Origin of the sequence: Elioraea tepidiphila DSM 17972 (genome assembly GCF_000378465.1) — a bacterium.
GTDB classification, from domain to species: domain Bacteria; phylum Pseudomonadota; class Alphaproteobacteria; order Acetobacterales; family Acetobacteraceae; genus Elioraea; species Elioraea tepidiphila.
The window spans coordinates 1-26,432 of record NZ_KB899945.1; the positions used below are offsets into that span (position 1 = coordinate 1).

At 71.7% G+C, this 26,432-nt stretch carries 29 protein-coding genes; 11 read left to right on the forward strand and 18 right to left on the reverse strand.

All coding sequences use genetic code 11. From position 1 onward, the window contains the following. Positions 1-134 precede the first annotated feature (134 nt). Together F563_RS0119730 and F563_RS0119735 are read right to left on the reverse strand one after the other, a co-directional pair. Positions 135-707, reverse strand: coding sequence for a helix-turn-helix domain-containing protein (locus F563_RS0119730; RefSeq protein WP_019016418.1), 573 nt, complete (start codon positions 705-707; stop codon positions 135-137). Positions 708-739: 32 nt separating this feature from the next. After that, the gene (locus F563_RS0119735) at positions 740-1,414 is read right to left on the reverse strand and encodes an EI24 domain-containing protein (protein ID WP_019016419.1); all 675 of its coding nucleotides are present in this window, start codon (positions 1,412-1,414) and stop codon (positions 740-742) included. A 54-nt stretch (positions 1,415-1,468) separates the two neighbouring features. Between F563_RS0119735 and F563_RS0119740 the strand changes: the two genes are divergently transcribed. The 4 genes from F563_RS0119740 to F563_RS0119760 all read left to right on the forward strand — a co-directional run bounded on the left by F563_RS0119740 (position 1,469) and on the right by F563_RS0119760 (position 6,060). Next, a complete protein-coding gene (locus F563_RS0119740; protein ID WP_019016420.1) occupies positions 1,469-2,452 on the forward strand; it encodes an adenosine kinase in 984 nt (327 codons plus the stop codon). 144 nt (positions 2,453-2,596) lie between these two features. Next, positions 2,597-4,423, forward strand: a complete 1,827-nt coding sequence (typA, locus tag F563_RS0119745; RefSeq protein WP_019016421.1) for a translational GTPase TypA — start codon at positions 2,597-2,599, stop codon at positions 4,421-4,423. A gap of 409 nt (positions 4,424-4,832) precedes the next feature. Then, positions 4,833-5,273: a helix-turn-helix domain-containing protein gene (locus tag F563_RS23470; RefSeq protein WP_019016423.1), complete on the forward strand. Its 441-nt coding sequence runs from the start codon at positions 4,833-4,835 to the stop codon at positions 5,271-5,273. A 262-nt stretch (positions 5,274-5,535) separates the two neighbouring features. Further along, positions 5,536-6,060 (forward strand): hypothetical protein, encoded by a 525-nt coding sequence (locus tag F563_RS0119760; RefSeq protein WP_019016424.1) that lies wholly within the window; start codon positions 5,536-5,538, stop codon positions 6,058-6,060. Between the two features lie 86 nt (positions 6,061-6,146). Here F563_RS0119760 and F563_RS0119765 read toward each other — a convergent pair whose 3' ends face one another. Further along, positions 6,147-7,715, reverse strand: coding sequence for an MBL fold metallo-hydrolase RNA specificity domain-containing protein (locus tag F563_RS0119765; protein ID WP_019016425.1), 1,569 nt, complete (start codon positions 7,713-7,715; stop codon positions 6,147-6,149). A 31-nt stretch (positions 7,716-7,746) separates the two neighbouring features. Here F563_RS0119765 and F563_RS0119770 point away from each other — a divergent pair, with 31 nt between their 5' ends. Further along, positions 7,747-7,962 carry a hypothetical protein gene (locus tag F563_RS0119770; protein ID WP_019016426.1) on the forward strand — a complete coding sequence of 72 codons (216 nt, stop codon included), beginning with the start codon at positions 7,747-7,749 and terminating at the stop codon, positions 7,960-7,962. Here the strand turns inward: F563_RS0119770 and F563_RS0119775 are convergent. Beyond that, positions 7,956-8,282 carry a hypothetical protein gene (locus F563_RS0119775; protein WP_019016427.1) on the reverse strand — a complete coding sequence of 109 codons (327 nt, stop codon included), beginning with the start codon at positions 8,280-8,282 and terminating at the stop codon, positions 7,956-7,958. The genes F563_RS0119770 and F563_RS0119775 overlap by 7 nt on opposite strands. Further along, on the reverse strand, positions 8,279-8,770 hold the full coding sequence (locus F563_RS24170; protein WP_245557174.1) for a hypothetical protein: 492 nt from the start codon (positions 8,768-8,770) through the stop codon (positions 8,279-8,281). The genes F563_RS0119775 and F563_RS24170 overlap by 4 nt, the downstream gene beginning before the upstream one ends. Before the next feature lie 130 nt (positions 8,771-8,900). Between F563_RS24170 and F563_RS0119785 the strand changes: the two genes are divergently transcribed. Continuing rightward, positions 8,901-10,172 (forward strand): amidase, encoded by a 1,272-nt coding sequence (locus F563_RS0119785; protein WP_019016429.1) that lies wholly within the window; start codon positions 8,901-8,903, stop codon positions 10,170-10,172. Here F563_RS0119785 and F563_RS0119790 read toward each other — a convergent pair whose 3' ends face one another. From F563_RS0119790 to F563_RS0119800, 3 genes are read right to left on the reverse strand one after another with little or no spacing between them, the layout of a single operon-like run. After that, positions 10,173-11,159, reverse strand: a complete 987-nt coding sequence (locus F563_RS0119790; protein WP_019016430.1) for an SLAC1 family transporter — start codon at positions 11,157-11,159, stop codon at positions 10,173-10,175. After that, positions 11,156-11,785: a YeeE/YedE thiosulfate transporter family protein gene (locus F563_RS0119795; protein WP_019016431.1), complete on the reverse strand. Its 630-nt coding sequence runs from the start codon at positions 11,783-11,785 to the stop codon at positions 11,156-11,158. The genes F563_RS0119790 and F563_RS0119795 overlap by 4 nt, the downstream gene beginning before the upstream one ends. A 19-nt stretch (positions 11,786-11,804) precedes the next feature. Further along, positions 11,805-12,323 (reverse strand): YeeE/YedE thiosulfate transporter family protein, encoded by a 519-nt coding sequence (locus F563_RS0119800; RefSeq protein ID WP_019016432.1) that lies wholly within the window; start codon positions 12,321-12,323, stop codon positions 11,805-11,807. Positions 12,324-12,446: 123 nt separating this feature from the next. Between F563_RS0119800 and F563_RS0119805 the strand changes: the two genes are divergently transcribed. Further along, the gene (locus F563_RS0119805; protein WP_245557175.1) at positions 12,447-12,764 is read left to right on the forward strand and encodes an ArsR/SmtB family transcription factor; all 318 of its coding nucleotides are present in this window, start codon (positions 12,447-12,449) and stop codon (positions 12,762-12,764) included. An 82-nt stretch (positions 12,765-12,846) separates the two neighbouring features. On the opposite strand, the gene F563_RS0119810 is transcribed toward F563_RS0119805, so the two are convergent. From F563_RS0119810 to F563_RS0119850, 7 genes are all read right to left on the reverse strand, one after another. Further along, a complete protein-coding gene (locus F563_RS0119810) occupies positions 12,847-13,278 on the reverse strand; it encodes a GNAT family N-acetyltransferase (protein ID WP_019016434.1) in 432 nt (143 codons plus the stop codon). Continuing rightward, the gene (locus F563_RS0119820) at positions 13,275-14,918 is read right to left on the reverse strand and encodes an NTP transferase domain-containing protein (protein ID WP_019016435.1); all 1,644 of its coding nucleotides are present in this window, start codon (positions 14,916-14,918) and stop codon (positions 13,275-13,277) included. The genes F563_RS0119810 and F563_RS0119820 overlap by 4 nt, the downstream gene beginning before the upstream one ends. Further along, a complete protein-coding gene (locus tag F563_RS0119825) occupies positions 14,915-15,634 on the reverse strand; it encodes an XdhC family protein (protein ID WP_019016436.1) in 720 nt (239 codons plus the stop codon). The genes F563_RS0119820 and F563_RS0119825 overlap by 4 nt, the downstream gene beginning before the upstream one ends. Then, positions 15,631-15,954 carry an XdhC family protein gene (locus F563_RS0119830; RefSeq protein WP_019016437.1) on the reverse strand — a complete coding sequence of 108 codons (324 nt, stop codon included), beginning with the start codon at positions 15,952-15,954 and terminating at the stop codon, positions 15,631-15,633. Before F563_RS0119830 ends, F563_RS0119825 begins: the two co-directional genes overlap by 4 nt. After that, on the reverse strand, positions 15,951-17,153 hold the full coding sequence (locus F563_RS0119835) for a vWA domain-containing protein (protein ID WP_245557176.1): 1,203 nt from the start codon (positions 17,151-17,153) through the stop codon (positions 15,951-15,953). Before F563_RS0119835 ends, F563_RS0119830 begins: the two co-directional genes overlap by 4 nt. Next, the gene (locus tag F563_RS0119840; RefSeq protein WP_019016439.1) at positions 17,150-18,052 is read right to left on the reverse strand and encodes an AAA family ATPase; all 903 of its coding nucleotides are present in this window, start codon (positions 18,050-18,052) and stop codon (positions 17,150-17,152) included. The genes F563_RS0119835 and F563_RS0119840 overlap by 4 nt, the downstream gene beginning before the upstream one ends. An 87-nt stretch (positions 18,053-18,139) precedes the next feature. Continuing rightward, positions 18,140-18,736 (reverse strand): SRPBCC family protein, encoded by a 597-nt coding sequence (locus tag F563_RS0119850; RefSeq protein ID WP_019016440.1) that lies wholly within the window; start codon positions 18,734-18,736, stop codon positions 18,140-18,142. 311 nt (positions 18,737-19,047) lie between these two features. Between F563_RS0119850 and F563_RS0119855 the strand changes: the two genes are divergently transcribed. After that, the gene (locus F563_RS0119855; protein WP_245557177.1) at positions 19,048-20,448 is read left to right on the forward strand and encodes a sodium:proton antiporter; all 1,401 of its coding nucleotides are present in this window, start codon (positions 19,048-19,050) and stop codon (positions 20,446-20,448) included. Positions 20,449-20,473: 25 nt separating this feature from the next. Further along, positions 20,474-21,427 carry a methylisocitrate lyase gene (gene prpB / locus F563_RS0119860; RefSeq protein ID WP_019016442.1) on the forward strand — a complete coding sequence of 318 codons (954 nt, stop codon included), beginning with the start codon at positions 20,474-20,476 and terminating at the stop codon, positions 21,425-21,427. Positions 21,428-21,463: 36 nt separating this feature from the next. Here prpB and F563_RS0119865 read toward each other — a convergent pair whose 3' ends face one another. Both F563_RS0119865 and F563_RS0119870 read right to left on the reverse strand, forming a co-directional pair. Continuing rightward, entirely contained in the window at positions 21,464-22,852 is a 1,389-nt protein-coding gene (locus tag F563_RS0119865) for a C13 family peptidase (protein WP_019016443.1), read from the reverse strand. A 54-nt stretch (positions 22,853-22,906) separates the two neighbouring features. Beyond that, the gene (locus tag F563_RS0119870; protein ID WP_019016444.1) at positions 22,907-23,269 is read right to left on the reverse strand and encodes a hypothetical protein; all 363 of its coding nucleotides are present in this window, start codon (positions 23,267-23,269) and stop codon (positions 22,907-22,909) included. A 133-nt stretch (positions 23,270-23,402) separates the two neighbouring features. On the opposite strand from F563_RS0119870, the gene F563_RS0119875 reads away from it, so the two are divergent. Beyond that, on the forward strand, positions 23,403-23,720 hold the full coding sequence (locus F563_RS0119875; RefSeq protein ID WP_019016445.1) for a YraN family protein: 318 nt from the start codon (positions 23,403-23,405) through the stop codon (positions 23,718-23,720). A gap of 75 nt (positions 23,721-23,795) precedes the next feature. Next, positions 23,796-26,156 (forward strand): xanthine dehydrogenase family protein molybdopterin-binding subunit, encoded by a 2,361-nt coding sequence (locus F563_RS0119880; RefSeq protein WP_019016446.1) that lies wholly within the window; start codon positions 23,796-23,798, stop codon positions 26,154-26,156. Between the two features lie 12 nt (positions 26,157-26,168). Here F563_RS0119880 and F563_RS0119885 read toward each other — a convergent pair. Continuing rightward, on the reverse strand, positions 26,169-26,432 hold a 264-nt coding region (locus F563_RS0119885; RefSeq protein WP_019014498.1), incomplete at its 5' end, for a transposase.

Genomic DNA, 26,432 nt, shown 5'->3' on the forward strand with positions numbered 1-26,432 from the left:
CACCGGAAACGGCAACACGAACCCCACACTCGCTCCATCCTGCACACACGCATGCAACACCGCCGCCAGGGCCGAGGCCTCCGCCTCCACCCCCTCGGCCCCCAACTCCGCGATCTCCACCACGCCCAGCCCCCTCAGACGATGAACAGCACGTAGCGCGCGCCGCACTCGGCCGGCGTCTCGAACACGCTCGCCCCCTCCAGCCGATAGCGCAGGCAATCCCCAGGCCCGAGCTCATGCCGCACCCGGTCCAACGTCACCGCCAAGCGCCCCTCGCGCAGCAGCAGATGGTGCTCCAGCCCCGCACGCGGCGGGCGGTCATAGGCAACCCGCACCCCCGGATCGAGCACACACTCCACCGCCTCGCCCGCCAGCTCGCGCGCCGGCGGCGACACTTGGCGCCGCCGGAACCCGCCCGCAGGATCCACCCACTCCGCCTGCGCGTCCCGCCGCACCAGCGGCACGAACGCCGCCTCCACCTGCGCCATCAGGCGCGACACGCTCAGCCCATAGGCCGCGCACAACCGGCCCAGCACGGCGGCGGTCGGGCTGACCTCGGCATTCTCCAGCCGCGACAGCGTCGCCCGGCTCACCCCGCTGCGGCGCGCCAGTTCGTCGAGCGACCAGCCACGCTCGCCCCGCAAGGCCCGCAACCGCTCCGCCAGCCGACGGTCGGTCGCGGCAGGGTCGAGGAGCGCGCTTTCCATATCCGAGAGAATTTCCCGGATGCGGGATGACGTCAAGCCCGGCGCGCGCCCAGGCCCACGCCGTGGAGCACATGCGTGAACGCCGCCGCGCCCAGCACCGGCGCGAACAGGTTCGCGACCGGCACCAGCATCAGCGCGGCCGCCGGCACCCCCGCGAGCCACACGCGGAACCGGTGCCGGCGCCGCAAGGCCCGCGCCGAGGCCGCGTCCATCCGCCGCAAGGCCGCAAGCTCGAAATACTCGCGCGACAGCGCATAGGCCGACACCGCGAGCCACACCAGGCTGCCCACCCCGGGCAGCAGCAGCACCAGCGGCAGCGCCACCGCCGAGATCACCAGCACCCTGAGCGCCACGCGCAGCCCCGCCAGCAGCTGCGACCACACGGGCGCCGGCGTCGCGGGGGCGAGGAAGGGGTAGTGCCGCGCCTCCACCGCCGCGGCGACGTCGTCCAGCAGCACGCCGGCCACCGCCAGGCTGGCGGGGCCGAACAGCAGCACCGCGACGATCACCGCCGCCACCCCGCCCAGCGCCGAGACCAGCCGGTCGAGCCACCCGCCCCCGCCGGTCGCCGCGAGCCCGACCAGCCACACCCCGAACCCGACCAGCAGCGCGAACACCACCGCCGCCGCCAGCAGCCCCAGCAGCACCGGCCGGCGCAGGCGCGGGTCGCCCAACTGGCCGAGCGCGCGCAGCCACGCCCCGATCATGGCGTCTGGCGCCCGCGCACGCTAAGGGACAGGCGAACACCGGATCGGAGCCCCATGACCTACGACCTCCTCGGCATCGGCAACGCCATCGTGGACGTGCTGGCCCGCTGCGATGATGCCTTCATCTCGGCGCACGGCCTCAACAAGGGGGCCATGACCCTGATCGACGCGGCCCGCGCCGAGGCGCTGTATGCCGCGATGCCCCCGGCCGTCGAGGTCTCGGGCGGCTCGGCGGCGAACACCATGGCCGCCTTCGCGAGCCTCGGCGGACGCGGCGCCTTCATCGGCAAGGTGGCCGAGGATCAGCTCGGCGCCGTGTTCCGCCACGACATCCGCGCCGCCGGCATCGCCTTCGATACCCCGGCCGCGACCGGCGGCGCGCCGACCGCGCGCTGCCTGATCCTGGTGACGCCCGACGCCCAGCGCACCATGAACACGTTCCTCGGCGCCTGCGTGGGGCTGTCGGAGGCGGACATCGACGAGGCCACGGTCGGAGCCGCCGCCGTGACCTATTTGGAGGGCTACCTGTTCGACCCGCCCGCCGCCCAGGCCGCCTTCCGCAAGGCCGCGCGCGTGGCGCATGCGGCCGGCCGCCAGGTGGCGCTGACGCTCTCCGATCCGTTCTGCGTCGGCCGCCACCGCGCCGCCTTCCGCGCCCTGGTCGCCGACGAGATCGACATCCTGTTCGCCAACGAGCACGAGATCCTCTCCCTCTACGAGGTCGAGCGGTTCGAGGACGCGGTCGCCGCTGTGCGCGCCGAGACCCGCATCGCCTGCCTGACGCGGTCCGAGAAGGGCAGCGTGATCGTCGCCGATGGCGCTGTGCATACGATCGCCGCCGAGCCCACGACGGTGGTGGACAGCACCGGCGCGGGCGACGCCTATGCCGCCGGGTTCCTCGCCGGGCTGGTCCGCGGCCGGCCGCTTCCGGAGTGCGGGGTGATGGCCTCGGTCGCGGCCGCGGAGGCGATCAGCCATTTCGGCGCCCGGCCGGTGGCGCCGCTTGCCCAACTGGTGAAGGACCGGCTGGCCGCCTGATGGCCGCTGGGCCTCGGCCGGGCGGCCGCGCGCCGGACGAACCCTCTCCCGCGTCCGTCACAGGACAGCAACTCTGACTTTTCACTCGCGGAATGCGAGCCGCGCCCTTATGTGTGCGCCGCAGCAGCACACAGGGCGGCCGGTATGGACATTCGCAACATCGCGATCATAGCCCATGTTGACCATGGGAAGACGACGCTGGTGGATCAGCTCCTCCGGCAATCCGGCGCGTTCCGCGAGAACCAGCAGGTCGCCGAGCGCGCGCTCGACCGCAACGACCTCGAGCGCGAGCGCGGCATCACGATCCTCGCCAAATGCACCTCGGTGGTGTGGCAGGGCACGCGGATCAACATCGTCGACACGCCCGGCCACGCCGATTTCGGCGGCGAGGTCGAGCGCATCCTGAACATGGTGGACGGCGCGATCGTGCTGGTGGATGCCGCCGAGGGGCCGCTGCCGCAGACCAAGTTCGTGGTCGGCAAGGCGCTCGCCCGCGGCCTGAAGCCGATCGTGGTGGTGAACAAGGTCGATCGGCAGGACGCCCGCCCCGACGAGGTGCACAACGAGGTCTTCGACCTGTTCGCCGCGCTTGGCGCGACCGACGAGCAGCTCGACTTCCCGATGCTCTACGCCTCTGGCCGGCAGGGCTGGGCCGACGCGACGCTCGACGGGCCGAAGCGCGACCTCTCCGCGCTGTTCGACCTGGTGCTGCGCCACGTGCCCGCGCCGGCGCTCGACAAGGACGCGCCCTTCGCGATGGTCGCGACCATCCTCGACTACGACAACTTCCTCGGCCGCGTGCTGACCGGCCGGGTCGAGCAGGGGCGCGCGCGCGTCAACATGCCGCTGAAGGTTCTGCGCGGCGACGGTTCCGTGATCGAGACGGGCCGCCTGACCAAGCTCCTCTCCTTCCGCGGGCTCGAGCGCGTGCCGGTCGAGGAGGCCGAGGCGGGCGACATCATCGCGATCGCGGGCCTCGCCGAGGGCACGGTGCCCGACACGATCGCGTCTCCCGAGCAGGCGCTGCCGCTGCCGGCGATCCCGGTCGATCCGCCGACGCTGTCGATGACGTTCCGTATCAATGACGGCCCCCTCGGCGGGCGCGAGGGCAAGAAGGTGACGTCGCGGCAGATCCGCGACCGGCTCTACCGCGAGGCCGAGGGCAATGTCGCGATCAAGGTGAAGGACAGCGAGGAGGCCGAGGCGTTCGAGGTGGCCGGCCGCGGCGAGTTGCAGCTCGGCGTTCTGATCGAGACCATGCGCCGCGAGGGCTTCGAGCTGACGATCGGCCGCCCGCGCGTGATCCTCCGCCGCGACGAGGCGACCGGCGAGCGGCTGGAGCCGTTCGAGGAGGTGCTGATCGACGTGGACGAGCAGTACGCGGGCGTCGTGGTCGAGAAGATGTCGCTGCGCAAGGGCGAGTTGCGCGACATGCGCCCGTCCGGTGCGGGCAAGACGCGGCTGACCTTCCTGATCCCGTCGCGCGGGCTGATTGGCTACCATGGCGAGTTCCTGACAGACACGCGCGGCACCGGCATCATGAACCGCCTGTTCGCGGGCTATATGCCGTGGAAGGGCACGATCGAGGGGCGACGCAACGGCGCGCTGATCTCCAACGCCGATGGCGAGGCGGTGCACTACGCGCTGTTCTATCTGCAGGAGCGCGGCGTGCTGTTCGTCAATCCGGGCGACAAGGTCTATGTCGGCATGATGATCGGCGAGAACAGCCGGGCCGAGGACCTGGAGGTCAATCCGATCAAGGAGAAGAAGCTCACCAACATCCGCGCCGCCGGCAAGGACGACGCGATGCTGCTGACGCCGCCCAGGCGGATGAGCCTGGAGCAGGCGATCGCCTATGTGGACGACGACGAGCTCGTCGAGGTGACGCCGTCGGCGATCCGTCTGCGCAAGCGCTTCCTCGATCCGCACGAGCGCAAGCGGGCCGAGCGCCGTGCCGAGGAGGCGGCCTGACGCCCTGCGCACCGAATCCGGTGTCGGTTCGCACCCCGCGCGTGCCACACTGCTCCCGCACACGCGGAACGGGCTGTCGGGGGTGGTTCGATGGCGTTCGACTGGGCCATGCAGGGCGCGGGCTTCTCCGGCAAGCTGACCATCAAGACCATGGGCGCGGCCGCCGACAGCGCTGCTGCGGGTCCCCCTCAGTGAGCCCCTCGTCGACATACCATCGTACGCCGACTGTCGCGCTTCGATATCGCAACGGCTGTCGCGCTTTGTCGCACTTTCGCGCGCGGAACATCTGGCCGCCAGCGCCGCTTTTTGCGAGCCTTTTCAATGAGTTGCGGCGAAGCGCGACAGCCGACACGGCGGCGCGAGTGTCGCGCTTTCCTGTCGCACTTTCGCCCCCAGGTGTCGCACTTTCATGACCGGCACAAAGGGGCAGATCGGGGCTCGCCTGCGCGCCTGGCGCGAGGGCCTCGGGCTCACCCAGGCCCAGATGGCGCAGCGCACCGGGATACCTCTTGGGGTCCTCAAGAAGTATGAGCAGGCCGTCTCTGTCCCGGGCGGCGAGGCGCTGGCGGCGATCGCCCGCACCGGGGTCAACATGACCTGGCTGCTCACCGGCGACGGCGACATGTGGGCCGCAAAGCCGCAGGAAACCGCGCCCGCCGACCCGCCGCCCGAGCTCGGCCGCCACGCCCGCCGCCTCCAGGCCATCGCCCGCCTGCTCGACGCCCTCCCCCCCGACCGGGCCGACGCCATCCTGACAGAACTTCTCTCGCGCGCTCAGGACACGGCAGACGCCATCGCCCTGCGACGGGAGCTGACCGAGCTCCGCGCCGCCCTGCGCAGCGCCTCCTGACCCCGCAACGAACGGGCTCCGCGTCGCACCGATTGTGGGCACGAGTTGTTGCGCCGCCGTGTCGCCCGATGTCGGAGCGAACCTTTTTTATGTTCAGTCGCTTAACGCTATTTCCCGGCTCTTCTCACCTTTTCTCACGCCCCCGGAACGTCTCATTTCCCCCGTCTCACCGTCCTCCGTCCCTCCCAGCGCGATCACATGGGAGGACATCGTCTCCAACCACGCCACGCTCAAGTTCGCGCTCCGCAGCAACAATGAAGGCGTGATCACCGAGACCGTGCTGCCGACCGAAACGACCGTCAGCCTCTCACCCTCCGGCGGCTCCGCCAACGCCTATACCCTGCCTTGGCAGGTCGGCTACGCGCCTATGATCAAGCTTGGGCCGAAACACCCGATCTTCGTCACCCCGAACCTGAATGGCTGCGCGATCTTCGTCGGCGGGGACGCGGCTTCCCCGTCGGTCATCCACGCGAACTGCCAGCCCGACATCGCCGACCAGGGCGTGCCGACCTACAGCTCGGGCGACGACCCGATCGTGTTCGGCGCCCGCGTCAACGAGTTCTATCAGAAGTGGAAGCTGCCGATCTGGTCGGACGTGTACGTCGCCCTCGCCTCGAAGCTGCTCGCCGGCAGCAGGATCACCGACACCAACTTCACGATGCTGCTGCCGCGCGACTACCTCGCCGGCGGCGCGTCCTATGCCAGCGTGTTCGGCTCCCGCGCCTCCGGCTCATGGCGGCTCTTCGTCAACGTCCAGGGCAAGACCCGGCAGTTCTGGCCGGCCTGACGGCGGTTCGCGCGGCTTCAGCGCCAGGAAGAAAACAGGCGGGGCCAAGGGCCATCGGCCCTTGCCCCCGCCACCCCCCATCCCTTCTACCCCCGCAACGCCTCGCGCACCCGGCGCAACAACGCCGCGCGCGCCGCGTCGTCGCCCGCCTGCTCGACGCGCCGACGCAACTCCAGCAGCAACGCCGCGCGCTCGTTGTGCCAGTCGAACCGCGCCTGCGCCGCCTCCGGCGAGAGCCGCGCCGCCGCGCCGCGCGCCCGCGCCGCGCCGTGCGCCGGCAGGGCGTAGGAGGCATCCATCTCAGGCAGCATCACCGCGAGCCCACGCTCGCGCAACGAACCGGCGAGCGACTCCCGCGCCTCCGGCTCGCCATGCACCAGGAAAACGCCTCGCTTCACGCTCCCCCGCGCCGCCACCCAGTCCAGCAGGCCCTGTCGATCCGCATGGCCGGAATACACATCCAGGCGGCGGATGCGCGCGCGGACCGCCACCTCCTGGCCCATGATCGACACCTCCGTCGCGCCATCCACCAGCAGTCGCCCCAGCGTGCCCGGCGCCTGATAGCCGACGAACAGCACCGTCGCCTGCGGCCGCCAGAGATTGTTCAGCAGGTGGTGCCGGATCCGCCCCGCATCCGCCATGCCCGAGGCGGAGAGGATGATGATCCCACCGGCCACCGCGTTCAGCTTCTTGCTCTCCTCCACCGAGGCGGTGACGCGGATGTTCGGTCCCGACAGGAATGTCTCGGCGGGCTCGGTCTCCTCGGGCAGCTCCTCCAGGTGCTGGCGGAAGGTGCGCGTCGCCTCGGCCGCGAGCGGGGAGTCGATCACCACCGGCACCGACGGCAACTCGCCCCGTTCCATCAGCAGATCGAGGTCGTGCAGCAGCTCCTGCGTGCGCTCGACCGCGAAGGCCGGGATCAGCAGATTGCCGCCCGCCTTCAGCGCCGCCTCCACCTCGGTGCGCAGCATCGCCCGCCGCTCGACCGGCGTGGGGTCGTCGCGCTCGCGATCGCCATAGGTCGATTCGAGCACCAGCCAGTCCGGATCGTGCGGCGCCTCCGCGTCTGCGACGAACTGTTTCGATCCCGGGCCGATATCGCCCGACACGAGCAGATGCGCACCGCCAGGCAGCACGAGCTCCACCGAGGCGGAGCCGAGCAGGTGGCCGGCGTTCCAGAACCGCGCGCGCATCGCGCCCGGCAGGTCGAGCCAGCGGTCGTAGGCGACGCCGCGGAACCGGCCGAGCGCGGCCTCGGCATCGGCCCGGGTGTAGATCGGCGTTACCGCGGCTTGTCCGCGCGCGGCGTTGCGGCGGTTCAGCCGCTCCACCTCGGTCTCCTGGATGAAGCCCGAATCGGGCAGCATGAAGCGGCAGAGATCGACCGTCGCCACCGTCGCGTGCACCGGGCCGCGGAATCCCTCCTTCACCAGGCGCGGGATCAGCCCGGAATGGTCGATATGCGCGTGCGTCAGCACCACCGCGTCGATCGCGCGCGGCTCGAAGGGGAACGGCCGCCAGTTCAGCGCCTTCACCGTCTTCGGCCCCTGGAACAGGCCGCAATCGACCAGCAGCCGCGCGCCCCCGGCCTCGATCAGCAGGCACGAGCCCGTGACGGTGCCGGCCGCGCCATGGAAGGTGATCGCGGGATCCATGCTCTATGCTCCACGCGGCAGGAGGGACGGGATGGAAACCTGGCAGGTCATCGGGCTGATCTGGGCCGCGGGCGCGCTCGCGCTGGTGCTGCCGGGGCTCGGCACCCGCCTGCGCCAGGGCCAGCCGGTGCTCCGTTGGGGGCTGATCTGGCTGGTCGCCATCCTGGGCCTGGTGCTCGCCTACGAGGTGCTGCTCGCCCTCGGGCTCGACGTCACGCCGGCCCGCCGCTGGCGCACCGCCTACTGACGGACCTGCACCGGCGCGGTCGGGGCGGGCGTGGCCGCGGGCGCCTGCCCGGCCGAGGCGCGACCGAGGCACTCGCGATACAGCCGGTCGCGGTCGAGCAGCTCGGTCGTGCGGATGCGCTGCGCCTCGAACCCGCCGCCGCCGAAGCGGGATTCGAGGTCGTCGAGCCGCGGCCGGTCGGCGCGCGTGCGCGTCATCATCATCCGCTCCGCCTCGGCCCGGCAGGCGGCCTCGATCGAAGCCTCGGGCCGCGCCTGCGGCTCAGGCCGGGCACAGGCGGCCAGCACCGCGAGGCCGAGCAGGAGAAGCACACGGATCATCGGACAGACCCCGTCAGCCGCGTGGCCAGGGCGCGGCGAATCCCGGCATGGTCGAACCGCCCGTCGGCCTCGAGCGGGGCCCGCGCAGCGGCGGCGAGCAGGGCGGGGTGCAGCGTGGTGCCGTCGGGCGAAACGTCGAACAGCCCGCGCGCCCAAGGGCAGGTGGCGAGCAGCTCGATCAGCCCGAGCAGGCGGAAGCAGAGTGCCAGACCATAGAGCGTGTCGAGCCCGACCGCCTGATCGACCGCGCCGGCCCAACAGCGCGCATCGGCATCCGCGATCACGAGTTCGGTCGCGCTGCCGCCGTCGCGGCGAAACAGCACCGCGCGCGCCTCGCCCCAGTCCTCGCGCTCGGCCGCCTCGCGCGCGGCGTCCCAGGCGCCGATGAGGTCGCGCGACTCCACCGCCGGCAGGGATTCCGGGCCGAGCGGGACCTCGTAGAGCAGGGCTCCGGCCGGACCGGGATGGATGCGGACCTCGACGTGCACCACGCCAGCATGGCGCGCACGGGGGCGTTGCGCCATGAAAGATTCGGCGTGCGACGGGTTGCGCCGGACGCAGAGCGCGCGCACGCTGCCGTATGCCGTATGGTCCGACGGCAGGGGTGGGGGACTCACGATGGACGAAGCGTGGCGGTTGACCGCGACGGCGGCGCGGGCGGCGATGGCCGCCGGACGCCTGACACCGGAGGCGCTGGCGGAGGCGTGTCTCGCGCGCATCGCCGCGCGCGACCCGGAGGTGCGCGCCTTCGTCGCGCATGTGCCGGAGGTCGTGCGCGCCGCCGCGCGGAAGGCCGATCCGGCGGCGCCGCTCGGCGGCATCCCGGTCGGCGTGAAGGACGTGCTCGACACCGCCGATCTGCCGACCGGCTATGGCAGCCCGATCTATGCCGGGTTCCGTCCGCGCGCGGACGCCGCCGCGGTGGCCTGGACGCGCGCCGCCGGCGGCGTGGTGATGGGCAAGACCGTCACCACCGAGTTCGCCGTCCGCGCCCCGGGGCCCACGCGCAACCCCCTGAACCTGGCGCACACGCCGGGCGGCTCGTCCTCGGGCTCCGCGGCCGCGGTCGCCGATTTCATGGTCCCGCTCGCCTTCGGCACCCAGACGGCGGGCAGCATCATCCGCCCGGCCGCCTATTGCGGCATCGTCGGCTACAAGCCGTCCTTCGGCATGATCTCGCGCGCCGGCATGAAGGTGATGTCGCACAGCCTCGACACGATCGGGGTGATGGCGCGCTCGGTCGCCGACTGCGCGCTGTTCGCCGGCGCAGTCTCCGGCCGGCGGCTGGGCGACCCGGAGCGCGACCCGGGCCGGCCGCCGCGGATCGGTCTCTGCCGCTCGCCGTCCTGGCCGGCCGCCCTGCCCGAGACCCATGCGCTCTGGGGCGATGTGACGGCGGCGCTCAACCGCGCCGGCGCGACGGTGACCGAGCGTGAGCTGCCGGCCGCCTTCAACGCGCTGGTAGAGGCGCATCCCTCGATCATGGTCGCCGAGACCGCGCGCGCGCTCGGCTGGGAGCTGACCACCCAGGCGCCGTTGCTCTCGGCCGGGCTGAAGGAGCGGCACCTGCCCGCACTCGCCTGGCCCCCCGAGCGGCTCGACGAGGCGCTGAAGGTGGCGCAGGGCTGCATGCTGGCCTTCGGCCCGGCGCTGGAAGGGGTGGATGTGCTGGTGACACCCTCCGCGCCGGGAGAGGCGCCGGAGGGCATCGGCTGGACCGGCGATCCGGCCTTCAACTATCTCTGGACGACGCTGCACGTGCCCTGTGTGACCGTGCCGGCGGGGCTCGGCCCGCGCGGCCTGCCCTTGGGGATCCAGATCGTCGGCAGGCGCGGCGACGATGCCGCGGTGCTCGCCTGGGCGCGTTGGGTGCAGGCGGCGCTCGGCTGATCACTCCGGCCGCAGCACTTCGCCCCGCGCGAGCGCCCTGAGCGTGCAGGCGGCGACCAGAGCCACGACCAGGGTCGCCACGGCGAGCAGCCCGAGGGCTGCGGCCTGCGCCACCGCGCCGCCGACCGAGGCCGCGTAGCGCGCGGTCGCGGCGGCGAAGGCGGCGAGCGGGAAGGTGTAGGCCCACCAGGAGAGGAAGAACGGCAGGCGCGCGAGCCGCGGCGCAAGCGCCGCCAGCGCGAGGGCGAAGAACACCGCCAGCCCGAACAGCACGCGCGCCATCGCATCGAGCGGCCCGCCGGTGAGCGCGAGCCAGGACAGCATCCCGACCGACGGCGGTGCCAGCAGGATCGCGAGCGTCGGCAGCAGCCTGGGCGGCAGGTCGGGGTGGAAGATCAGCCGGTAGAGCAGGATCGGCGTGACGAACAGCCACAGCCCGGCGCCGAGGCCGAAGAACAGCCAGCCGAGTTCCGGCCACCCCGCCGGCACGGCGCCCAAGGGGACGAGGATGTTGCCGACCAGGGGGATGAGCCAGGTCGGCGCGGCATGGGCGATCTCGGTCGGATGCGCGATCCAGCGCGCGAGCAAGGCGACGGCGACGGCGAGATGCGCCGCCGCCCCGGCTGCCAGCAGAACCGTGCCCGCGTCGCGCGACCACGGCAGCACCACGAGCGCGGCGATGATCAGCGCCACCGTGACGGCCGAGGCGAACACAGCGCGCACCGGGTGCGCGAGTTCGGCCGCAGTCGCCGCCGGATGGCGGAGCGCCTTCGCCGCGTAGGCGAGCGCGACCGCGCCGAAGGCGGCGAGCGCGAGTGCGGCGACCGCCTCGCCTATCACCCCTGGCAGGCCGAAGGCGGCCGCACCCTGGCGCCAGGCCAGGGCGAGGCCGCCGAGCCCCATCGGGGCCGCGAACAGCGGCAGCGGCAGATGCGCGAGCGACGCCGCCGGCATCCCGGCGGCGTCGGTGGTCGCCCCCGCGCTCACCGCGCGGCGGGCTCGGCGCCGGCGGGGGCCGCCTTGGCCGGCTGGGCCGGGGGCAGCACGCCGTCGGCGTTCGCGCCGAGCTCCGCCCGCCACGGCCGCCAGCGCTCCATCGCGTAGAGGGCGGCGATCAGGACCGCGGCGAAGCCGAGCGCGAGCGGCCAGAACGGCAGGTCGAGCAGGCCGTGCAGCGTGAGCTTGCCGGGCGAGCCGGTCAGCAGGACCGGGCGGATCGCCGGCTCCAGATAGGCGAAGGTCAGCGCGCCCGCGAGGCCACCCAGCAGGGTGACGCGCGCGTCGCGGTAGCCCACGCCGACCTGGGCCAGCACCGTGCCCGGGCAGGCGCCGGCGAGCGCGATGCCGACGCCGGTGATGAACCCGCCCAGAAGTTGCGCGCCGTACAGCACGGATTTCGGATCGAGCTTCGGGATGATCCCCGTCAGCGTGCCGAGCCCGAGAATGATCAGGCCGGAGGCGACGGAGGCGAGGAAGATGCGCAGCATCAGGAAGTTCCTGAGCTGCATCTGGCCGACGATCACGCCGGGCTCGAACACCCGGCTCTTCTCCAGCAGGAAGCCGAAGGCCACGCCCATCAGCAGGCCCACGGCAATGGCGGCGAGAACGCTCATCGTTGGTGCTCCTTCGGGCTCAGCGGACGGCGCGCAGCATCATGGCGGTGGCGATGCCGCCGGCGAACATCGCGCCCACGGCGACGAAGCCCGACACGGCGAGCTGCGCCATGCCCGAGATGCCGTGGCCGGAGGTGCAGCCATCGGCGAGGCGCGCGCCGAGCAGCAGCAGGAAGCCGCCGACGAAGGCGAGCGCGAACCGGACGGCCGGGTTCGAGGTGCCGAGCGCGCGGGCCCAGACCGGCGAGATGCCCGTGCGGCGCGTGCCCGAGAGGCTGGCCGAGAGGAACGCGCCGAGGGCGATGCCGCCGACCAGCGCGACCTGCCACCAGTTCTTGGCGCCGTCGAGATACTTGCCGGCATAGGCGAGGCCGCGGATCGCCGGGTCGAAGAACTCCGCGATCGAGGCCGAGACCGTGACATAGGACGAGGACGCGCCGAGGGCCGTGCCGAGCAGCAGGAAGGCCGGAACCTGCAGGAGCCCGATCAGCGCGCCGGTCAGATAGGGCGACCAGGCCCTGTCCGTGAGGCGGATCATGGCATGTTATCCTTTCGCTTGCGCACCGCGGAGGCGCGGTGCACCTTCGGGCGCGAAGATATGTCTTCACGCCTTCGAAGGCAAGAACCATGTACCCGTGGGGTCATGGGCAAGGAATGTGACGTGGACACTTCGACGATGGACACCGCCGCGCTGGACGAACGCGCGGAAGCGGCCTCCGACCTTCTGAAGTCGCTCGCGAATCCGGTGCGGCTGAAGATCCTGTGCGCGCTGGTGGACGGCGAATGCTCGGTCGGCGCGCTCGCGGACCGGATCGGCGTGCGCGAGACGGTGGTGAGCCAGCACCTGATGCGGCTGCGTGCCGAGGGGCTGGTGCGGAACCGCCGCGTGGCGACGACGGTCTATTACACGATCAATCAGGGTCCGGCGCTTGGGGTGCTGAAGGCGCTCTACGAGGCGTTCTGCAAGCCGCCGGCCTGATGGGTTTCGTTCGCGCGTGGCCGCCCCGCCAGCCCCACGCGCGATAGCCGCCCGCCAAAGGTGAAACCTTCGGCAGGGGCGATCACAGCCGCTTGGCGAACCAGGTGCGCGAGCCGCCCGGCGGCAGATCATCCAGCCGCCCGAACACCGCGTAGCCCTGGCGGGCATAGAACCCGGGCGCCTGGAAGCTGTAGGTGTCCACATAGGCGCCGATGCAGTCGCGCCGTCGCGCCTCGTCCTCGGCCGCGCGCAGCAGCGCCGCGCCGAGCCCCTGGCCGCGCCGCGCCTCGTCCACCCAGAGCCAGGCGACGAACAGCCAGTGCCAGAAGGTCTGGCCGCGCAGCCCGCCGGCGAGCCGCCCCTCGGCATCGCGGGCGATGATCCAGAGCGGGCAGGAACCGGACGGGCCGGCGGCCGCCTCGTTGAACGACGAGAGCGCCTCGCCGAGCGCCTCGACCGTCGCGGGATCGGGCTCGACCGCGAGCGTGAGCGCGATCCCGTCGGGCAGCGTCATCCCTTGGCGACGCGCGGATCGGCGGCGAGCGCCTCGGTGGTGTCGAAGTCGCGCATCACCGCATCGTCCGCCATCTCGACCTCGTGCACCGCCTCGGCGTGCTCGCCGGCGAGATGGCGCGCGCCGACATCGCCCGTCACCTGCCGCATCGCCGGGAAGAAGCGGCGTCCCCACAGCATCGGATTGCCCTGCTTGCCGCGGAAGGTCGGCATGACGATCTCGCGCCCCTCCTCCGGATCGAAGGCCGCCAGCAGTCGATCCAGCATGGGCGCGGTGACCAGCGGCATGTCGCCAAGACAGACGAGAGCGGCGTCGACATCCGGCGGCAGCGCATCGATCCCGGTACGCAACGACGACGACAGGCCCTGCGCGTAGTCGGCGTTGTGCGCGAACACGACCTCTCGGCCGGGCAGGGCGGCACGCACGGCTTCCGCCTCGTGGCCGGTGACGACGATCACCGGGCGCGCGCGGCTCGCAAGCACGTTGTCCACCACCCGCGCGATCATCGCCTTGCCGCTCTGGTCCTTCACCAGCAGCTTGTTCAGCGGCGCCATCCGGCGCGACCGGCCGGCCGCGAGCACGATCGCGGCGATCCGGCTGCCGCGCTTCGGCGCCGGGCCCTGGTCCTCCTCCGGCGCGCGCGCGCGCGGCAGCGGGCGGAGCTCGATCTCCTTCAACAGACCCCCCACCCCCATGTCCATGATGTCGCGGGGTGCCAGCGGCAGATCGGCCATCAGCCGTTGCAGAACCCAATCGACCCCGTTGAGCTTGGGGCTGCGCGCGCAACCCGGCAGCACGACGGCCGGGACGCCGTCGAGCGCGCCGAAGCAGAGCAGGTTGCCCGGATCGACCGGCATGCCGAAGTGATGGATCGCTCCCCCGGCGCGAACGATCGCGGCGGGGCAGACATCGCGCCGGTCCACCACCGCCGAGGCTCCCGCGATCAGCAGGATGCGCGCACCGGCGTCCTTCAGCCGCTTCAGCGCGGCGGCGACCTCGGCCGTGTCGTGGCCGCAGCGTTCCTCGGGCAGGAGTTCGCCACCCAGGGCCGCGACGCGATCCCGCGTCGCCTCGACCGTGCCGTCGAGCACGCTCTCCTTGGTCGCGGCGAGGCGTGTCAGCACCAGCCCGACCTTGCGGCCCGTGAACGGGCGCACCTCCAGCAACGGACCGCCCTGGCGCGCGATCGCCACCGCCGCGGCGACGATGCGGCGATCCACCGCGAAGGGGATGATCTTGACCGTCGCCACCATGTCGCGCGGTTGCACCACGCTGAAGGGCGGCAGGGTCGCGAGTGTCACCGCCTCGTCGAGCCGGTTGAGCCGCTCGATGCGCGCGCGGTCGAGCAGCAGCAGCCCGTGCGTCTCGGCGCTCAGATTCACCCGGCCGGTGGCGGCGCGCGTGCGCGCGAGCAGCGGGCCGAGGCAGGCATCGGCCAGCCGATCCGCCGCCTCGTCCTCGGCGATGTCGCCCGTTTCGAGCCGTGCGACCGTGACGCGCGCGATCCCGGCCGAGGCGAGGGCGAGCACGTCCTCGCGCGTCAGCACGCGGCCCTTCTTCAGCATCCGCGCGCCGGCCTTGATGGAATGGGCGAGGATCGCGCCGACCGCGTCCTCCACCGCTTCGTCGCCGAAGGTCATGCTGCCTCGCGCGCGGGGGAAACCAGCTTCGCGCGGCGGCGCACCGCGACGATCTCGGCCATGATCGCGAGCGCGATCTCGGGGGCGGTCTCGGCCTCGATCGGGAGACCGATCGGGCCACGGATGCGCGCGAGCGTCTCGCGCGCATGACCGAGTTCCGTGAGCCGCGCGAGCCGCGCCGCATGGGTGCGCCGCGACCCGAGCGCGCCGATGTAGAACGCGTCGGAGCGCAGCGCGGCATCCAGCGCCGGATCGTCGAGCTTCGGGTCGTGCGTCAGCGTCACCACGGCACTCCGGCTGTCGGGCCTGAGCTCCGCCATCGCCTCGTCGGGCCAGCGCGTGTCGAGCGTGACGCCGGGGAAGCGTTCGTCGGTCGCGAAGGAGCGGCGCGGATCGATCACCGTCACCGCGAAGCCGAGCGGCGGCGCCATCGGCGCGAGCGCCTGGGCGATGTGCACCGCGCCGACCACGATCAGCCGCAGGGGCGGGTTGTGCGGGTGGAGGAACCAGCGCGCGCCGTCGCTCTCGACCGTGCGCGCGACATCGTCGGCAAGGGCGGCGCGTGCCGCCGCCACCACCGCCTCGGGCAGGTTGGCGCCATGCGCGCCATCCGGGCCGACCAGCGCCTGCGCGCCGTCAGAGAGCCGGGTCGCGAGCAGCACCGGCCGCTTCGCCTTGCGCGCCGCCTGCAGCGCCTGGAACAGCGTCGGCGTCATCCGAGCTTCTCGACGAAGACGCTGACCGTGCCGCCGCAGGCGAGCCCGACCTCCCAGGCGCGCTCGTTGGTCACGCCGAAGGTCAGCACGCGCGGCGTGCCGGAGGCCATGACCTCCTTCGCCGCATCCGCGACCGCGCCCTCGATGCAGCCGCCCGAGACCGAGCCGGCCATCTTTCCCGATGCGGACACCGCGAGGCGCGAACCGGCCGGGCGCGGCGACGAGCCCCAGGTCTCGACCACGGTCGCGAGGGCGACGGTCTCGCCCTCGGCCACCCAGTGTCCCGCCGTGCTCAGGATGTCCTCTGCGTCCGTGTTCATGCGGCCTTCCTCCTGGCCTGCGGTGCCGACAGCGCATGCACCAGCCCCGCGATGCTGTCGATATTGTGCGCGGGCCGGAAGTCGTCCACGTGCGGCAGCATCGCCTTGATGCCGGTGGCCTTGGGCTCGAAGCCCTGGAAGCGCAGCAGCGGGTTGAGCCAGATCAGCCGGCGGCAGGATTTGTGCAGCCGTTCCATCGCCTCCGCGAGCCCGGCACCGCCCTCGCGGTCGAGCCCGTCGGTGATCAGCAGCACGGTCGCGCCCTGGCCGAGCACGCGCCGGCCCCAGTCGCGGTTGAAGCGCGCGATCGCCTCGCCGATGCGCGTGCCACCGGACCAGTCGGGCACCATGGCGCTCACCATCTGGAACGCCGCCTCGGGATCGCGGTGGCGGAAGGCGCGGGTGACGTTGGTGAGCCGCGTGCCGAACAGGAAGGTGTGGGTGCGCGTGCGCGTGGAGGCGACCGCGTGCAGGAAGTGCAGCAGGATCGGCGCGTAGCGGCCCATCGAGCCGGAGATGTCGCATAGCGCGACCAGCGGCGGGGTGCGGGTGCGCCGGCGCCGACGGGCGATCTCGACCAGCGCGCCGCCCTCGCGCAAGGACCGGCGCAGCGTCTCGCGCAGATCCGCGCGCGGCCCGAGCGGGTCGGGGCGGAAGCGGCGGGTCGGCACGGCATCGAGCGGCAGGGTCAGGCGCGCGATCGCGGCGCGCGCGGCGCGGATCTCGGCCTCGCTCATCGCCTCGAAGTCCATCTTCCTGAGCCGCTCCTCGGCCGAGGCGACAAGCCGCGCCTCGATGCGCTGCTCCTCCTCGGGCGGGCGCGGCCGCTCCTTGGGCCGCGACTGCGCACCCATCGCCTCGGCGGCGCGGCGCGCGCCTGCTTTGGGCTTCTGCGGTTCGGCCGGGCGGCGCAGCCCGTCGAGCGCGGCCATGATGCTCTCGGCGATGTTCCGGTCGGGGTTGCGCCAGAACAGCGCGAAGGCGGCGTCGAACACGTCCCAGTGCTCGTGGCGCGTGGCCATCACCGCGCGCAGCGCCGCGTGCACGTCGCGCTTGCGCGTGAGGTCGATGTGCAGCAGCGCGTGCTGCGCCTCGATCACCTGGCCGGGGCCGACCGGCAGGCCGGCGCGCCGCAGCATCCGGCCGAAATGCAGCACGTTCAGGGGAAGGCGGCCGCCGCCTTCCACCGGGGGCATCATCCCGCCTTCGCCTCGGCGACCAGCGCGGCGGCCTGCTCGCCGCGGATGCGCGCGATGTCGTCCTGGTACTTGAGCAGCACGCCGAGCGTCTCGTCCACGCGCTGCGGGTCGAGCTCGGTCGCATCGAGATGGGCAAGCGCGCCGCACCAGTCGATCGTCTCGGCGACGCCGGGCATCTTGAACAGGTCCATCTGGCGCAGCCGCTGCACGAAGGCGACCACCTGGAACGACAGCCTTTCCGCCGCCTGGGGCGCCTTCAGCGCCAGGATCGCGCGCTCGCGCGCCGCATCGGGGAAATCGACCCAGTGGTAGAGGCAGCGCCGGCGCAGCGCGTCGTGGATCTCGCGCGTGCGGTTCGAGGTGATGATCACCACGGGCGGCTCGGCCGCGCGGATCGTGCCGAGCTCGGGGATCGTCACCTGCCAGTCGGCCAGCAGCTCCAGCAGGAACGCCTCGAAGGGCTCGTCGGCGCGGTCGAGCTCGTCGATCAGCAGCACCGCGGGGCCCCCCTCGGGGCTGATCGCCTGGAGCAAAGGGCGCTCGATCAGGAAGCGGCGGTCGAAGATGCCCTTCGCCAGCCGGTCCTTGTCGCGCTCGCCGGCGGCCTCGGCGAGGCGGATCTCCAGGAGCTGGCGGGTGTAGTTCCAGTCATAGAGCGCCGAGGCGAGGTCGAGCCCGTCATAGCATTGCAGCCGCACCATGCGCCGGCCGAGCGTCTTGGACAGCACCTTGGCGATCTCGGTCTTGCCGACCCCGGCCTCGCCCTCGAGGAACAGCGGCCGCTGCATCTTGAGCGCGAGATGCACGGCAGTGGCGAGCGCACGATCGGCCACATAGTCGCCGCGCGCGAGCAGCGCGAGGGTCTCGTCCACCCCGGCGGGAAGCGGTCCTGCGTCCATCATCTCAGCCCAGCACCCGGCCCAGCACGAGCAGGGCCAGCACGAACAGCACCGTCAGCCCGACCCAGACGGGAAGGCTGAGCCCGCTCACAGCACCATCAGGGCGACGATCCCGACCCAGACCGCGATCGAGCCCCAGACCCAGGTCGGCAGGCCGAACATCTCGGCCGGCACCGGCAGGGGCAGGCGGGCGGGTCCGGCGGGCACGGGCGCCGCTTCGGCCGCCTCGGCCCCCGGCGGAGGTCCGGCGACGCGCGCGGCAAAGCGGTCGAAGAACTGGTCGGCCATGGAGCGGGCGGTGCTGTCGATCAGCCGCGCGCCGAGCTGGGCCATCTTGCCGCCGACCTGCGCCTTCACGTCGTAGGTCATCAGGGTGGCGCCAGGCCCGTCCTCGGCGAGCCGGACGGTGGCCCCCCCCTTGGCGAAGCCCGCGACCCCGCCCTGGCCCTCGCCCGAGATCGTGTAGCCGTTCGGCGGGTCGAGGTCGGAGAGCTGCACCTTGCCCGAGAACCGCGCGTTCATCGGCCCGATCCGCACGGCCACGCGCGCGGTCATCTCGGTGTCCGAAATCTTCTCGATCGTCTCGCAGCCCGGGATGCTGTCCTTCAGCACCTCGGGGTCGTTCAGCGCCTGCCAGACGGTCTCTCGCGGCGCGGGGATGCGCCGCTCGCCGGTCATGTCCATCGGGGGGTCATCCTGCGCGTTGGTGGGCGCCGGACCATAGCGACGGGGGCAGGGTGCGGCAAGGCGGGGGCCGGTCGCCACGCCTCGGCGCGCGAGCGCGCGCCGCATGGGCCGACAGCCACCCGCGCCACTGATCGCCCCCCGGAGTGTCGCCGCCGACCGGTTCGGTAGGCCCGCTCGCACTTATGCAAAGAATTACTTTGACGTCATTTATGCCAGTGTCCGGCGGCTCTTGCGGCGAAGCCGCGTTCCTTTACGGTCATCCTCCCGTTCGTTCTCGCTGCCGGTCCTCGATGTCATTCCGCAAGATTGTGCCTCCCCTGATCGCGCTCGGCGTGCTGCTGGCGTCCATGCCGGCCGAGGCGGCAGAGCAGGGGGTGGACGGGCGGGCGCTCTCGCTCTGGTGGGTGCTGCCTTTCGCCGGCGTGCTGCTGTCGATCGCGCTCGTGCCGCTGATCTCGCCGCACTGGTGGCACCGTTTCTACGGCCTGGTGATGCTGGCCTGGGCGCTCGCCTTCGTCGTGCCGGCCGCGCTCACCTTCGGCGTCGAGCCGGTCACCGACATGGTGCTGCACACGGCACTGCTCGAGTACATCCCGTTCCTGATCCTGCTGTTCGCGCTGTTCACGGTGGCGGGCGGGGTGCATCTCGCCGGCACGCTGCGCGGCACGCCGGGCACCAATACGGCGCTGCTCGCCTTCGGCACCGCGATCGCGAGCCTGACCGGCACGACCGGCGCGTCGATGCTGCTGGTGCGCCCGGTCCTGCGCGCGAACCGCAACCGCAAGCACCGCGCGCACACGATGATCTTCTTCATCTTCCTGGTGTCGAATATCGGCGGCTCGCTCACCCCGCTCGGCGATCCACCGCTGTTCCTGGGCTTCCTCAAGGGGGTGGCGTTCTTCTGGCCGACCCAGCACCTGTTCGCGCCCATGCTGCTGATCGCCTCGGTGCTGCTGCTGATCTATCACCGGATCGAGAGCCGCTATTTCCACCGCGAGCCCGACGAGATCCGCGAGAGCCCGGAAGCCGCCGAGCCGCTGCGCATCCAGGGCGGGGTGAACATCCCGCTGCTGCTGATGGTGGTGCTGGTCGTGCTGATGGAAGGGATCTGGCACCCGGGCGCGGTGACCTTCCTGAAGCAGGAGATCGCCATCGAGGTGGTGGTCGGCGACGTGCTGATGCTGGCGATCGCCGCCTACTCGATCTGGGCGACGCCGGCGCTGGTGCGCAACGCCAACGGCTTCACCTGGGGCGCGATGATCGAGGTGGCGAAGGTGTTCGCCGCGATCTTCGTCACCATCATTCCGGCGATCGCGATCCTCCAGGCCGGGCGCGAAGGTGCGCTGGCCGGGCTCGTCGCGCTCACCAGCGATGCGAACGGCAGGCCCGACCCGACGATGTATTTCTGGCTCTGCGGGCTGCTCTCCTCCTTCCTCGACAACGCGCCCACCTATCTCGTGTTCTTCAACCTCGCCGGCGGCGACGCGCAGGCGCTGATGGGGCCGCTCGCGCCGGTGCTGGGCGCGATCTCGGCCGGCGCCGTCTTCATGGGGGCGAACTCCTATATCGGCAACGCGCCCAACTTCATGGTCCGCGCGATCGCCGAGGAGCAGGGCGTGAAGATGCCCTCCTTCCTCGGCTATGTCGGCTGGGCGACCCTCTTCCTGATCCCGAACTTTGCGTTGCTCACGCTGATCTTCTATCGCTGAGCGGGAACAGCGATCGGAGGCGGCGATGACCTATCTCACGGCGGACGGACTGCCTCGCGAGCCCGCAGGCGCGCGGTTCCGGGCGCTGGTCGGGCGCGGCGGCATCCTCCAGATCCCCGGCGCGCATAACGGCATGGCCGGGCTGCTCGCGAAGCGTGCGGGCTTCGAGGCGCTCTACCTCTCCGGCGCGGCGATGACCGCCTCGATGGGGCTGCCCGATCTCGGCATCATCACGGTGGACGAGGCGTGCTTCTTTGTCCGGACGATCGCCCGCGCCACCGGCCTGCCGATCCTGGTGGACGGCGACACCGGCTATGGCGGCGTGCTGAACACGATGCACATGGTGCGCGCCTTCGAGGATGCGGGTGCTGCGGCCGTGCACATCGAGGACCAGGAGCTGCCGAAGAAGTGCGGGCACCTGAACGGCAAGCGGCTGGTGGAGCCCGCCGAGATGGCGGCGAAGGTGGCGGCGGCGAAGCGCGCGGCGCGGCATCTCTACGTGATCGCCCGCACCGATGCGGCCGGCGTCGAGGGGTTCGAGGCCGCGGTGGAGCGGGCGAAGCGCTATCTCGATGCCGGGGCGGATGCGATCTTCCCCGAGGCGCTGACCAGCCGCGACGACTTCGCCCGCTTCGCCGAGGCCGTGCGCGCGCCGCTGCTCGCCAACATGACCGAGTTCGGCCGCACGCCCTATCTCACCGCATCCGAGTTCGAGGCGCTCGGCTACCGCATAATCATCTGGCCCGTCTCGTCACTGCGCGTCGCCGCCAAGGCGCAGGCCGAACTCTACGCGGCGATCCGGCGCGACGGCGGCACCATGCACCACCTCGACCGGATGCAGACCCGCGCCGAGCTCTACGAGACGATCGGGCTCGCGGCCTACGAGGCGCTCGACTCCTCGATCGCGGCGACGGTGGTGCCGCCGGATGTGCGCCCGGCGGCGGAGGAGCGCAGATCCCGATCAGGTGGAGTCGCCTGATCGGGCGAAGACGCGCCCCGGGAAAACCCGGAGCGATCAGAAGCTCCGCGCGATCGCCTCCTTCAGCCGCTTCTCGAGCGCGCCGCGCGCCGTGGCGGCATCCTTCTCCATGGTGACTTCGAACTCGTCGAGCACGGGCGCGATGCCCTTGCGGAAGCGGTCGTAGAACTCCGGGATCGGCAGCTTCTCCCAGACCGGGTAGAGCAGGTCGATCACGATCGGGCAGAACCAGGTCCAGGCCCAGCCGTAGCGCTGCGCGAGGTGACACGTCCGGGCGGTCGCCGAGGACTGGCTCCAGTTCGGCGTGTCGCCGCTGTAGTGGATCGAGTCCGCGTAGTCATAGGCCTCGCGCGCGCTGATCGTGCCGTCGCCGTTGCTGTCGGGATTGGAGGCGAGCGCGCCGCCATAGGGCGTGTGGCCGGCCATCGCCGCGATCCAGTCGCGCGCGAAGAAGTCGAACTCGGCATCGCCCCAGGAGGACTGGTCCTCGACCGTGGCGGAGGCAACCGACGTGTACTGCGCGGGGCTGTTGGCGACGATCGGCGCGTTGAACCCGCCGGCGTGGCACTGCTCCATCATCACCACGAGGCAGCGGAACTTCGGCAGCGTCTTCAGCTTCGCCGCGAAGTCGGCGGCATAGTAGTCGGCGCCGGACTGGACGCAGAGATAGGACTTGCCCCAGCCGCCCCAGCCGCCATGGTTGTTGGTGTGGATCAGCAGCGAATCCTCGGCCTTGATGCGCGCGGCGATGTCGTCGAGGGCTGCGTCGAGATCGGCCTTGGTGCCCTTGCCCTTGATCGGCATGCGGTAGGCCGTGTTGTCGCCCGGCCAGGCGACGATCGGCTTGGGGTTGCCGTTGTAGTTCAGCGTGCCGTCGTGGTTCAGGCAGATGATGTCGGCGTCCGGCACGCCGTAGTGGTCGCGCAATGTCCGGTACAGGAACTCCATGTCGTTCACGTGCCGCGCATTCGAGGCGCCGGAGAACAGGATCGCGTAGCGCTTGCCCTTCGGCACGCGCTTGAAGCAGCCCGGCCGCGGCTTGATCGGCCAGTAGAGCCCCGGGCGCAGCACGATCGGCTCGTGGAAGGTATGCAGGGCGATCTTCGGCGTGCGCAGCTCGAGCGGGAAGCGCGCGGGGATCTCCGTGTAGGGCTCGCCGGTCCGCGCGTCGCAGAGGATGTAGCGGCACGGATGCGACCAGTTCGCGCCGGGCATCTCGTCGGCGAACACGACGATGCTGTCGCGCTCGATGGGGATCGCCTGGCGATAGGCGAGCAGGCGCGCGCCCTTGGCCTGCGGCGCGGTCACGACCGAGAGATTGGTGCGCTCGACCTCGCGGGGCGAGAGCGCGCGCACGGACAGCTCCATCGCGCGCCGCGTGGCCGCGGAAAGCTCGGGAACGGCGGATTCGGGTCTGATGGCCATGGTCTCAGGTCTCCTCTGTCCCGGTCTGGGTGGGGGGATGGAAACGTCCGGGGATCAGTCGGGCGGCTCGAAGGGTGCGGCGAGAGCCCAGTCGGGTACTTCGGGCCCCTTGGCGATCGCGACGAGACTCGGCGCGGCGCCGCGCAGGAACGGCGGATGCGTCGCCTCCGCCGCCCGCACCGCGCCGGTGGCGAGATCGATCAGCAGATAGCGGCAGGGATGGCCCCAGTTCGCCTCGGGCGCCAGATCGAGGAAGGCGAGCGCGGCCGGACGGTCGGCGATCAGCGTCTCCCGGCCAGTGGCGACGGCCTCGCCGGGCGCGATCGCGCGCCGGTCGAGATACAGGACCGCACCACGACGCTGTTCCGCCGGGATGGCCGCGATCGCCAGGCGGGCGATCTCGTCCCAGTCCGTCATGCATCAGCCCTCTGCGTCCGCAGCTCCCGGCCGTCATGCGAACCGTATGATGCCGAATAGCAATAAACCGGGAGGGAGTCGAGCCGGAGCATCGCTGAGGCGTGGGGCGGAAAGCTACGGCCGCGATGCCGAGTTGCGCGCGGCGGCCGCACTCGAGGCTGACGGGTTCGTGATCCTGGCGCGGCGGCGTCGCACCGAGGTGGGCGAGATCGACCTTGTCGCCCGCCGCGGCGACCTCACCGTGATCGTCGAGGTGAAGGCGCGTGGCCGCGCCGCCGAGGCGGCTGAGACCGTATCCGCCCGTCAGCGCGCGCGACTCCTCGCCGCCACCGAGGCATTGATGGCCGAGGAACCGGGCTGGTTCGGCGCGGAGCTGCGCTTCGACGTGATCGTGATGGGGCGCGACGGCACGCTGCGCCGGATCATCGACGCGTTCCGGGCGGGGGACTGATCCGCACCCGGGGGGCTGGTCATCGCGGCCTCAGCGCCTACTCTGTGGCCAGATCCATCCCCGGGAGAGCCCCTGATGCCGGACACCTCCATGCCCGACGGCACGACCATGCGTTTCGGGATCGGCCAGCCCGTGCCCCGCAACGAGGACCCCGTGCTGCTGACCGGGCAGGGCCGCTACACCGACGACATCGCGCTGCCGGGCCAGCTCTGGTGCGTGATCGTGCGCAGCCAGCACGCGCACGGCGTGATCCGCGGCATCGACACCGCGGCGGCGAAGGCGATGCCCGGCGTGCGCGCGGTCTACACCGGGGCCGATCTCGAAGCCGCGGGCTATGGCCGGCTCCGCTGCACCCTGCCCTTCACCAACGCCGACGGCACGAAGATGGAGGCACCCGAACGCGGCGCGCTCACGACCGATCGGGTGCGTTATGTCGGCGACCCGGTCGCCTGCGTGATCGCCGAGACGCGCGCGGAGGCGCGCGACGCCGCCGAGGCGGTGGTCGTCGATGTCGATCCGCTGCCCGCGGTGACCGAGGCTTCGGCCGCCGCCGCGCCCGATGCGCCGGCGCTGTTCGACCGGCCTGGCGGCAACGTGGTGCTCGACTTCCACTACGGCGACCGCGCCAAGGTGGCGGAGGCCTTCGCCAAGGCCGCGCACACCGTGACGCTGCCGCTGCGCAACAACCGCGTCGTGGTCGCGGCGATGGAGCCCCGCTCGGCGCTCGCCGCCTACGACGCCGCCACCGGCCGCTACACGATCCATGTCGGCTGCCAGGGCGTGTTCGGGCTGCGCAACCAGCTCGCCAACGACATCCTCAAGGTGCCGGTCGAGAAGGTGCGCGTGCTCACCGGCAATGTCGGCGGTTCGTTCGGCATGAAGGCGTCGGCCTATCCCGAGTATGTCTGCCTGTTCCACGCCGCGAAGGAGCTTGGCCGGCCGGTGAAGTGGACCGACGAGCGCACCGGCAGCTTCGTCTCCGACCAGCACGGCCGCGACCACGAGGTGGTGGGCGAGCTCGCGCTCGACGCGGACGGCCGGTTCCTCGCCGTGCGGCTGACCGCGTATGCGAACATGGGCGGCTACATGGCGACCGTCGCGCCGCTGATGGGTACGGGCAACTTCGTCAAGAACGTGCAGTCGAACTACGCGACACCGCTGATCGAGGTCGCGACCAGGTGCGTGATGACCAACACCACGCCGGTCTCGGCCTATCGCGGCGCCGGCCGGCCCGAGGGCAACTACTTCATGGAACGGCTGATCGAGGCGGCCGCGCGCGCGAGCGGCATTCCCGCGATCGAGCTGCGCCGGCGCAACCACATCCGCCCGGACGCCTTCCCGTACAAGGCGGCCTCGGGCTCGGTGTCCGACAGTGGCGACTTCACCACCCTGCTCGACAAGGCACTGGCTGCGGCCGATTGGGACGGGTTCGCCGCCCGCCGCGCCGAGGCCGGTCGGCGCGGGAAGCTGCGCGGCATCGGCATCGGCAACTACCTCGAAGTCACCGCACCTCCGGCGAAGGAGATGGGCGGGATCCGCTTCAACGCCGACGGCACGGTGACGATCGTCACCGGCACACTCGACTACGGGCAAGGCCACTGGACGCCCTTCGCGCAGATCCTGAGCGCCGAGCTCGGCGTGCCGTTCTCGGCGATCCGGCTGGTGCAGGGCGATTCCGACCTGCTGATCGCCGGCGGCGGCACGGGCGGGTCGAAGTCGCTGATGGCCTCGGGGGCGGCGATCGTCGAAGCCTCCGGGAAGGTGGTCGAGAAGGGCAAGCGTGCGGCCGCACAGATGCTCGAAGTGGCGGAGGCGGACGTCGAGTTCGGCGCTGGCCGCTTCGTCGTCGTCGGCACCGATCGCGGGGTCGGCATCATGGAACTCGCCGCCGCGCTGCGCGAGGGGCGGATCAAGGGCGAGGGCGTGCCGGCGAGCCTCGATGTCGATCATGTGTTCGACGCCGCACCCTCGGCCTTCCCGAACGGCTGCCACGTCGCCGAGGTGGAGATCGACCCCGACACCGGTGTGGTGGAGGTGGTCTCCTACGTCTCGGTGAACGATTTCGGCACGATCGTGAACCCGCTGCTGGTCGAGGGGCAGGTGCATGGCGGGGTGACGCAGGGGATCGGCCAGGCGCTGATGGAGCGGGTGGTCTATGACGAGTCCGGCCAGATCCTGACCGGCAGCTTCATGGACTACGCACTGCCCCGCGCCGCCGACCTGCCGCCGATCGGCTTCGCCTCGCACCCGGTGCCGGCCAAGACCAACCATCTCGGCGCCAAGGGTTGCGGTGAGGCGGGTTGCGCGGGCTCGCTGCCCGCGGTCATGAACGCGGTGATCGACGCGCTGCGCCCGCTCGGCGTCACGGCGCTCGACATGCCGGCGACGCCGGAGCGGGTGTGGCGCGCGATCCAGGAGGCGCGGCGGGCAGCCTAGAGCCTGATCCATTTACGGTGAAGCATAGCCTGCGTGCCGGAAGTAGTTGGCGCATTCGGTGGGTGAGAACTCGCCGAGCAGGGCGCCGATGCGGTGCCATACGGTGGCGATGGATCGCTCGTCGGCCTTTCGCAGCAGGGTCTTGAGCTTGGCGAACATCATCTCGATCGGGTTCAGGTCCGGGCTGTAGGGCGGCAGGAACAGCAGGTGGGCGCCGGTGGCGCGGATGGCGCGGCGGACGGCGACGCCCTTGTGACTGCCGAGATTGTCGAGCAC

What these genes read in the sequence shown, in the direction of transcription:
- F563_RS0119730 (WP_019016418.1), bottom strand. Translation starts at nt 707, where the DNA reads ATGGAAAGCGCGCTCCTCGACCCTGCCGCGACCGACCGTCGGCTGGCG.
- F563_RS0119735 (WP_019016419.1), bottom strand. Translation starts at nt 1,414, where the DNA reads ATGATCGGGGCGTGGCTGCGCGCGCTCGGCCAGTTGGGCGACCCGCGC.
- F563_RS0119740 (WP_019016420.1), top strand. Translation starts at nt 1,469, where the DNA reads ATGACCTACGACCTCCTCGGCATCGGCAACGCCATCGTGGACGTGCTG.
- typA (WP_019016421.1), top strand. Translation starts at nt 2,597, where the DNA reads ATGGACATTCGCAACATCGCGATCATAGCCCATGTTGACCATGGGAAG.
- F563_RS23470 (WP_019016423.1), top strand. Translation starts at nt 4,833, where the DNA reads ATGACCGGCACAAAGGGGCAGATCGGGGCTCGCCTGCGCGCCTGGCGC.
- F563_RS0119765 (WP_019016425.1), bottom strand. Translation starts at nt 7,715, where the DNA reads ATGGATCCCGCGATCACCTTCCATGGCGCGGCCGGCACCGTCACGGGC.
- F563_RS0119770 (WP_019016426.1), top strand. Translation starts at nt 7,747, where the DNA reads ATGGAAACCTGGCAGGTCATCGGGCTGATCTGGGCCGCGGGCGCGCTC.
- F563_RS0119775 (WP_019016427.1), bottom strand. Translation starts at nt 8,282, where the DNA reads ATGATCCGTGTGCTTCTCCTGCTCGGCCTCGCGGTGCTGGCCGCCTGT.
- F563_RS0119785 (WP_019016429.1), top strand. Translation starts at nt 8,901, where the DNA reads ATGGACGAAGCGTGGCGGTTGACCGCGACGGCGGCGCGGGCGGCGATG.
- F563_RS0119795 (WP_019016431.1), bottom strand. Translation starts at nt 11,785, where the DNA reads ATGAGCGTTCTCGCCGCCATTGCCGTGGGCCTGCTGATGGGCGTGGCC.
- F563_RS0119800 (WP_019016432.1), bottom strand. Translation starts at nt 12,323, where the DNA reads ATGATCCGCCTCACGGACAGGGCCTGGTCGCCCTATCTGACCGGCGCG.
- F563_RS0119810 (WP_019016434.1), bottom strand. Translation starts at nt 13,278, where the DNA reads ATGACGCTGCCCGACGGGATCGCGCTCACGCTCGCGGTCGAGCCCGAT.
- F563_RS0119820 (WP_019016435.1), bottom strand. Translation starts at nt 14,918, where the DNA reads ATGACCTTCGGCGACGAAGCGGTGGAGGACGCGGTCGGCGCGATCCTC.
- F563_RS0119825 (WP_019016436.1), bottom strand. Translation starts at nt 15,634, where the DNA reads ATGACGCCGACGCTGTTCCAGGCGCTGCAGGCGGCGCGCAAGGCGAAG.
- F563_RS0119830 (WP_019016437.1), bottom strand. Translation starts at nt 15,954, where the DNA reads ATGAACACGGACGCAGAGGACATCCTGAGCACGGCGGGACACTGGGTG.
- F563_RS0119835 (WP_245557176.1), bottom strand. Translation starts at nt 17,153, where the DNA reads ATGATGCCCCCGGTGGAAGGCGGCGGCCGCCTTCCCCTGAACGTGCTG.
- F563_RS0119840 (WP_019016439.1), bottom strand. Translation starts at nt 18,052, where the DNA reads ATGGACGCAGGACCGCTTCCCGCCGGGGTGGACGAGACCCTCGCGCTG.
- F563_RS0119850 (WP_019016440.1), bottom strand. Translation starts at nt 18,736, where the DNA reads ATGGACATGACCGGCGAGCGGCGCATCCCCGCGCCGCGAGAGACCGTC.
- prpB (WP_019016442.1), top strand. Translation starts at nt 20,474, where the DNA reads ATGACCTATCTCACGGCGGACGGACTGCCTCGCGAGCCCGCAGGCGCG.
- F563_RS0119865 (WP_019016443.1), bottom strand. Translation starts at nt 22,852, where the DNA reads ATGGCCATCAGACCCGAATCCGCCGTTCCCGAGCTTTCCGCGGCCACG.
- F563_RS0119870 (WP_019016444.1), bottom strand. Translation starts at nt 23,269, where the DNA reads ATGACGGACTGGGACGAGATCGCCCGCCTGGCGATCGCGGCCATCCCG.
- F563_RS0119880 (WP_019016446.1), top strand. Translation starts at nt 23,796, where the DNA reads ATGCCGGACACCTCCATGCCCGACGGCACGACCATGCGTTTCGGGATC.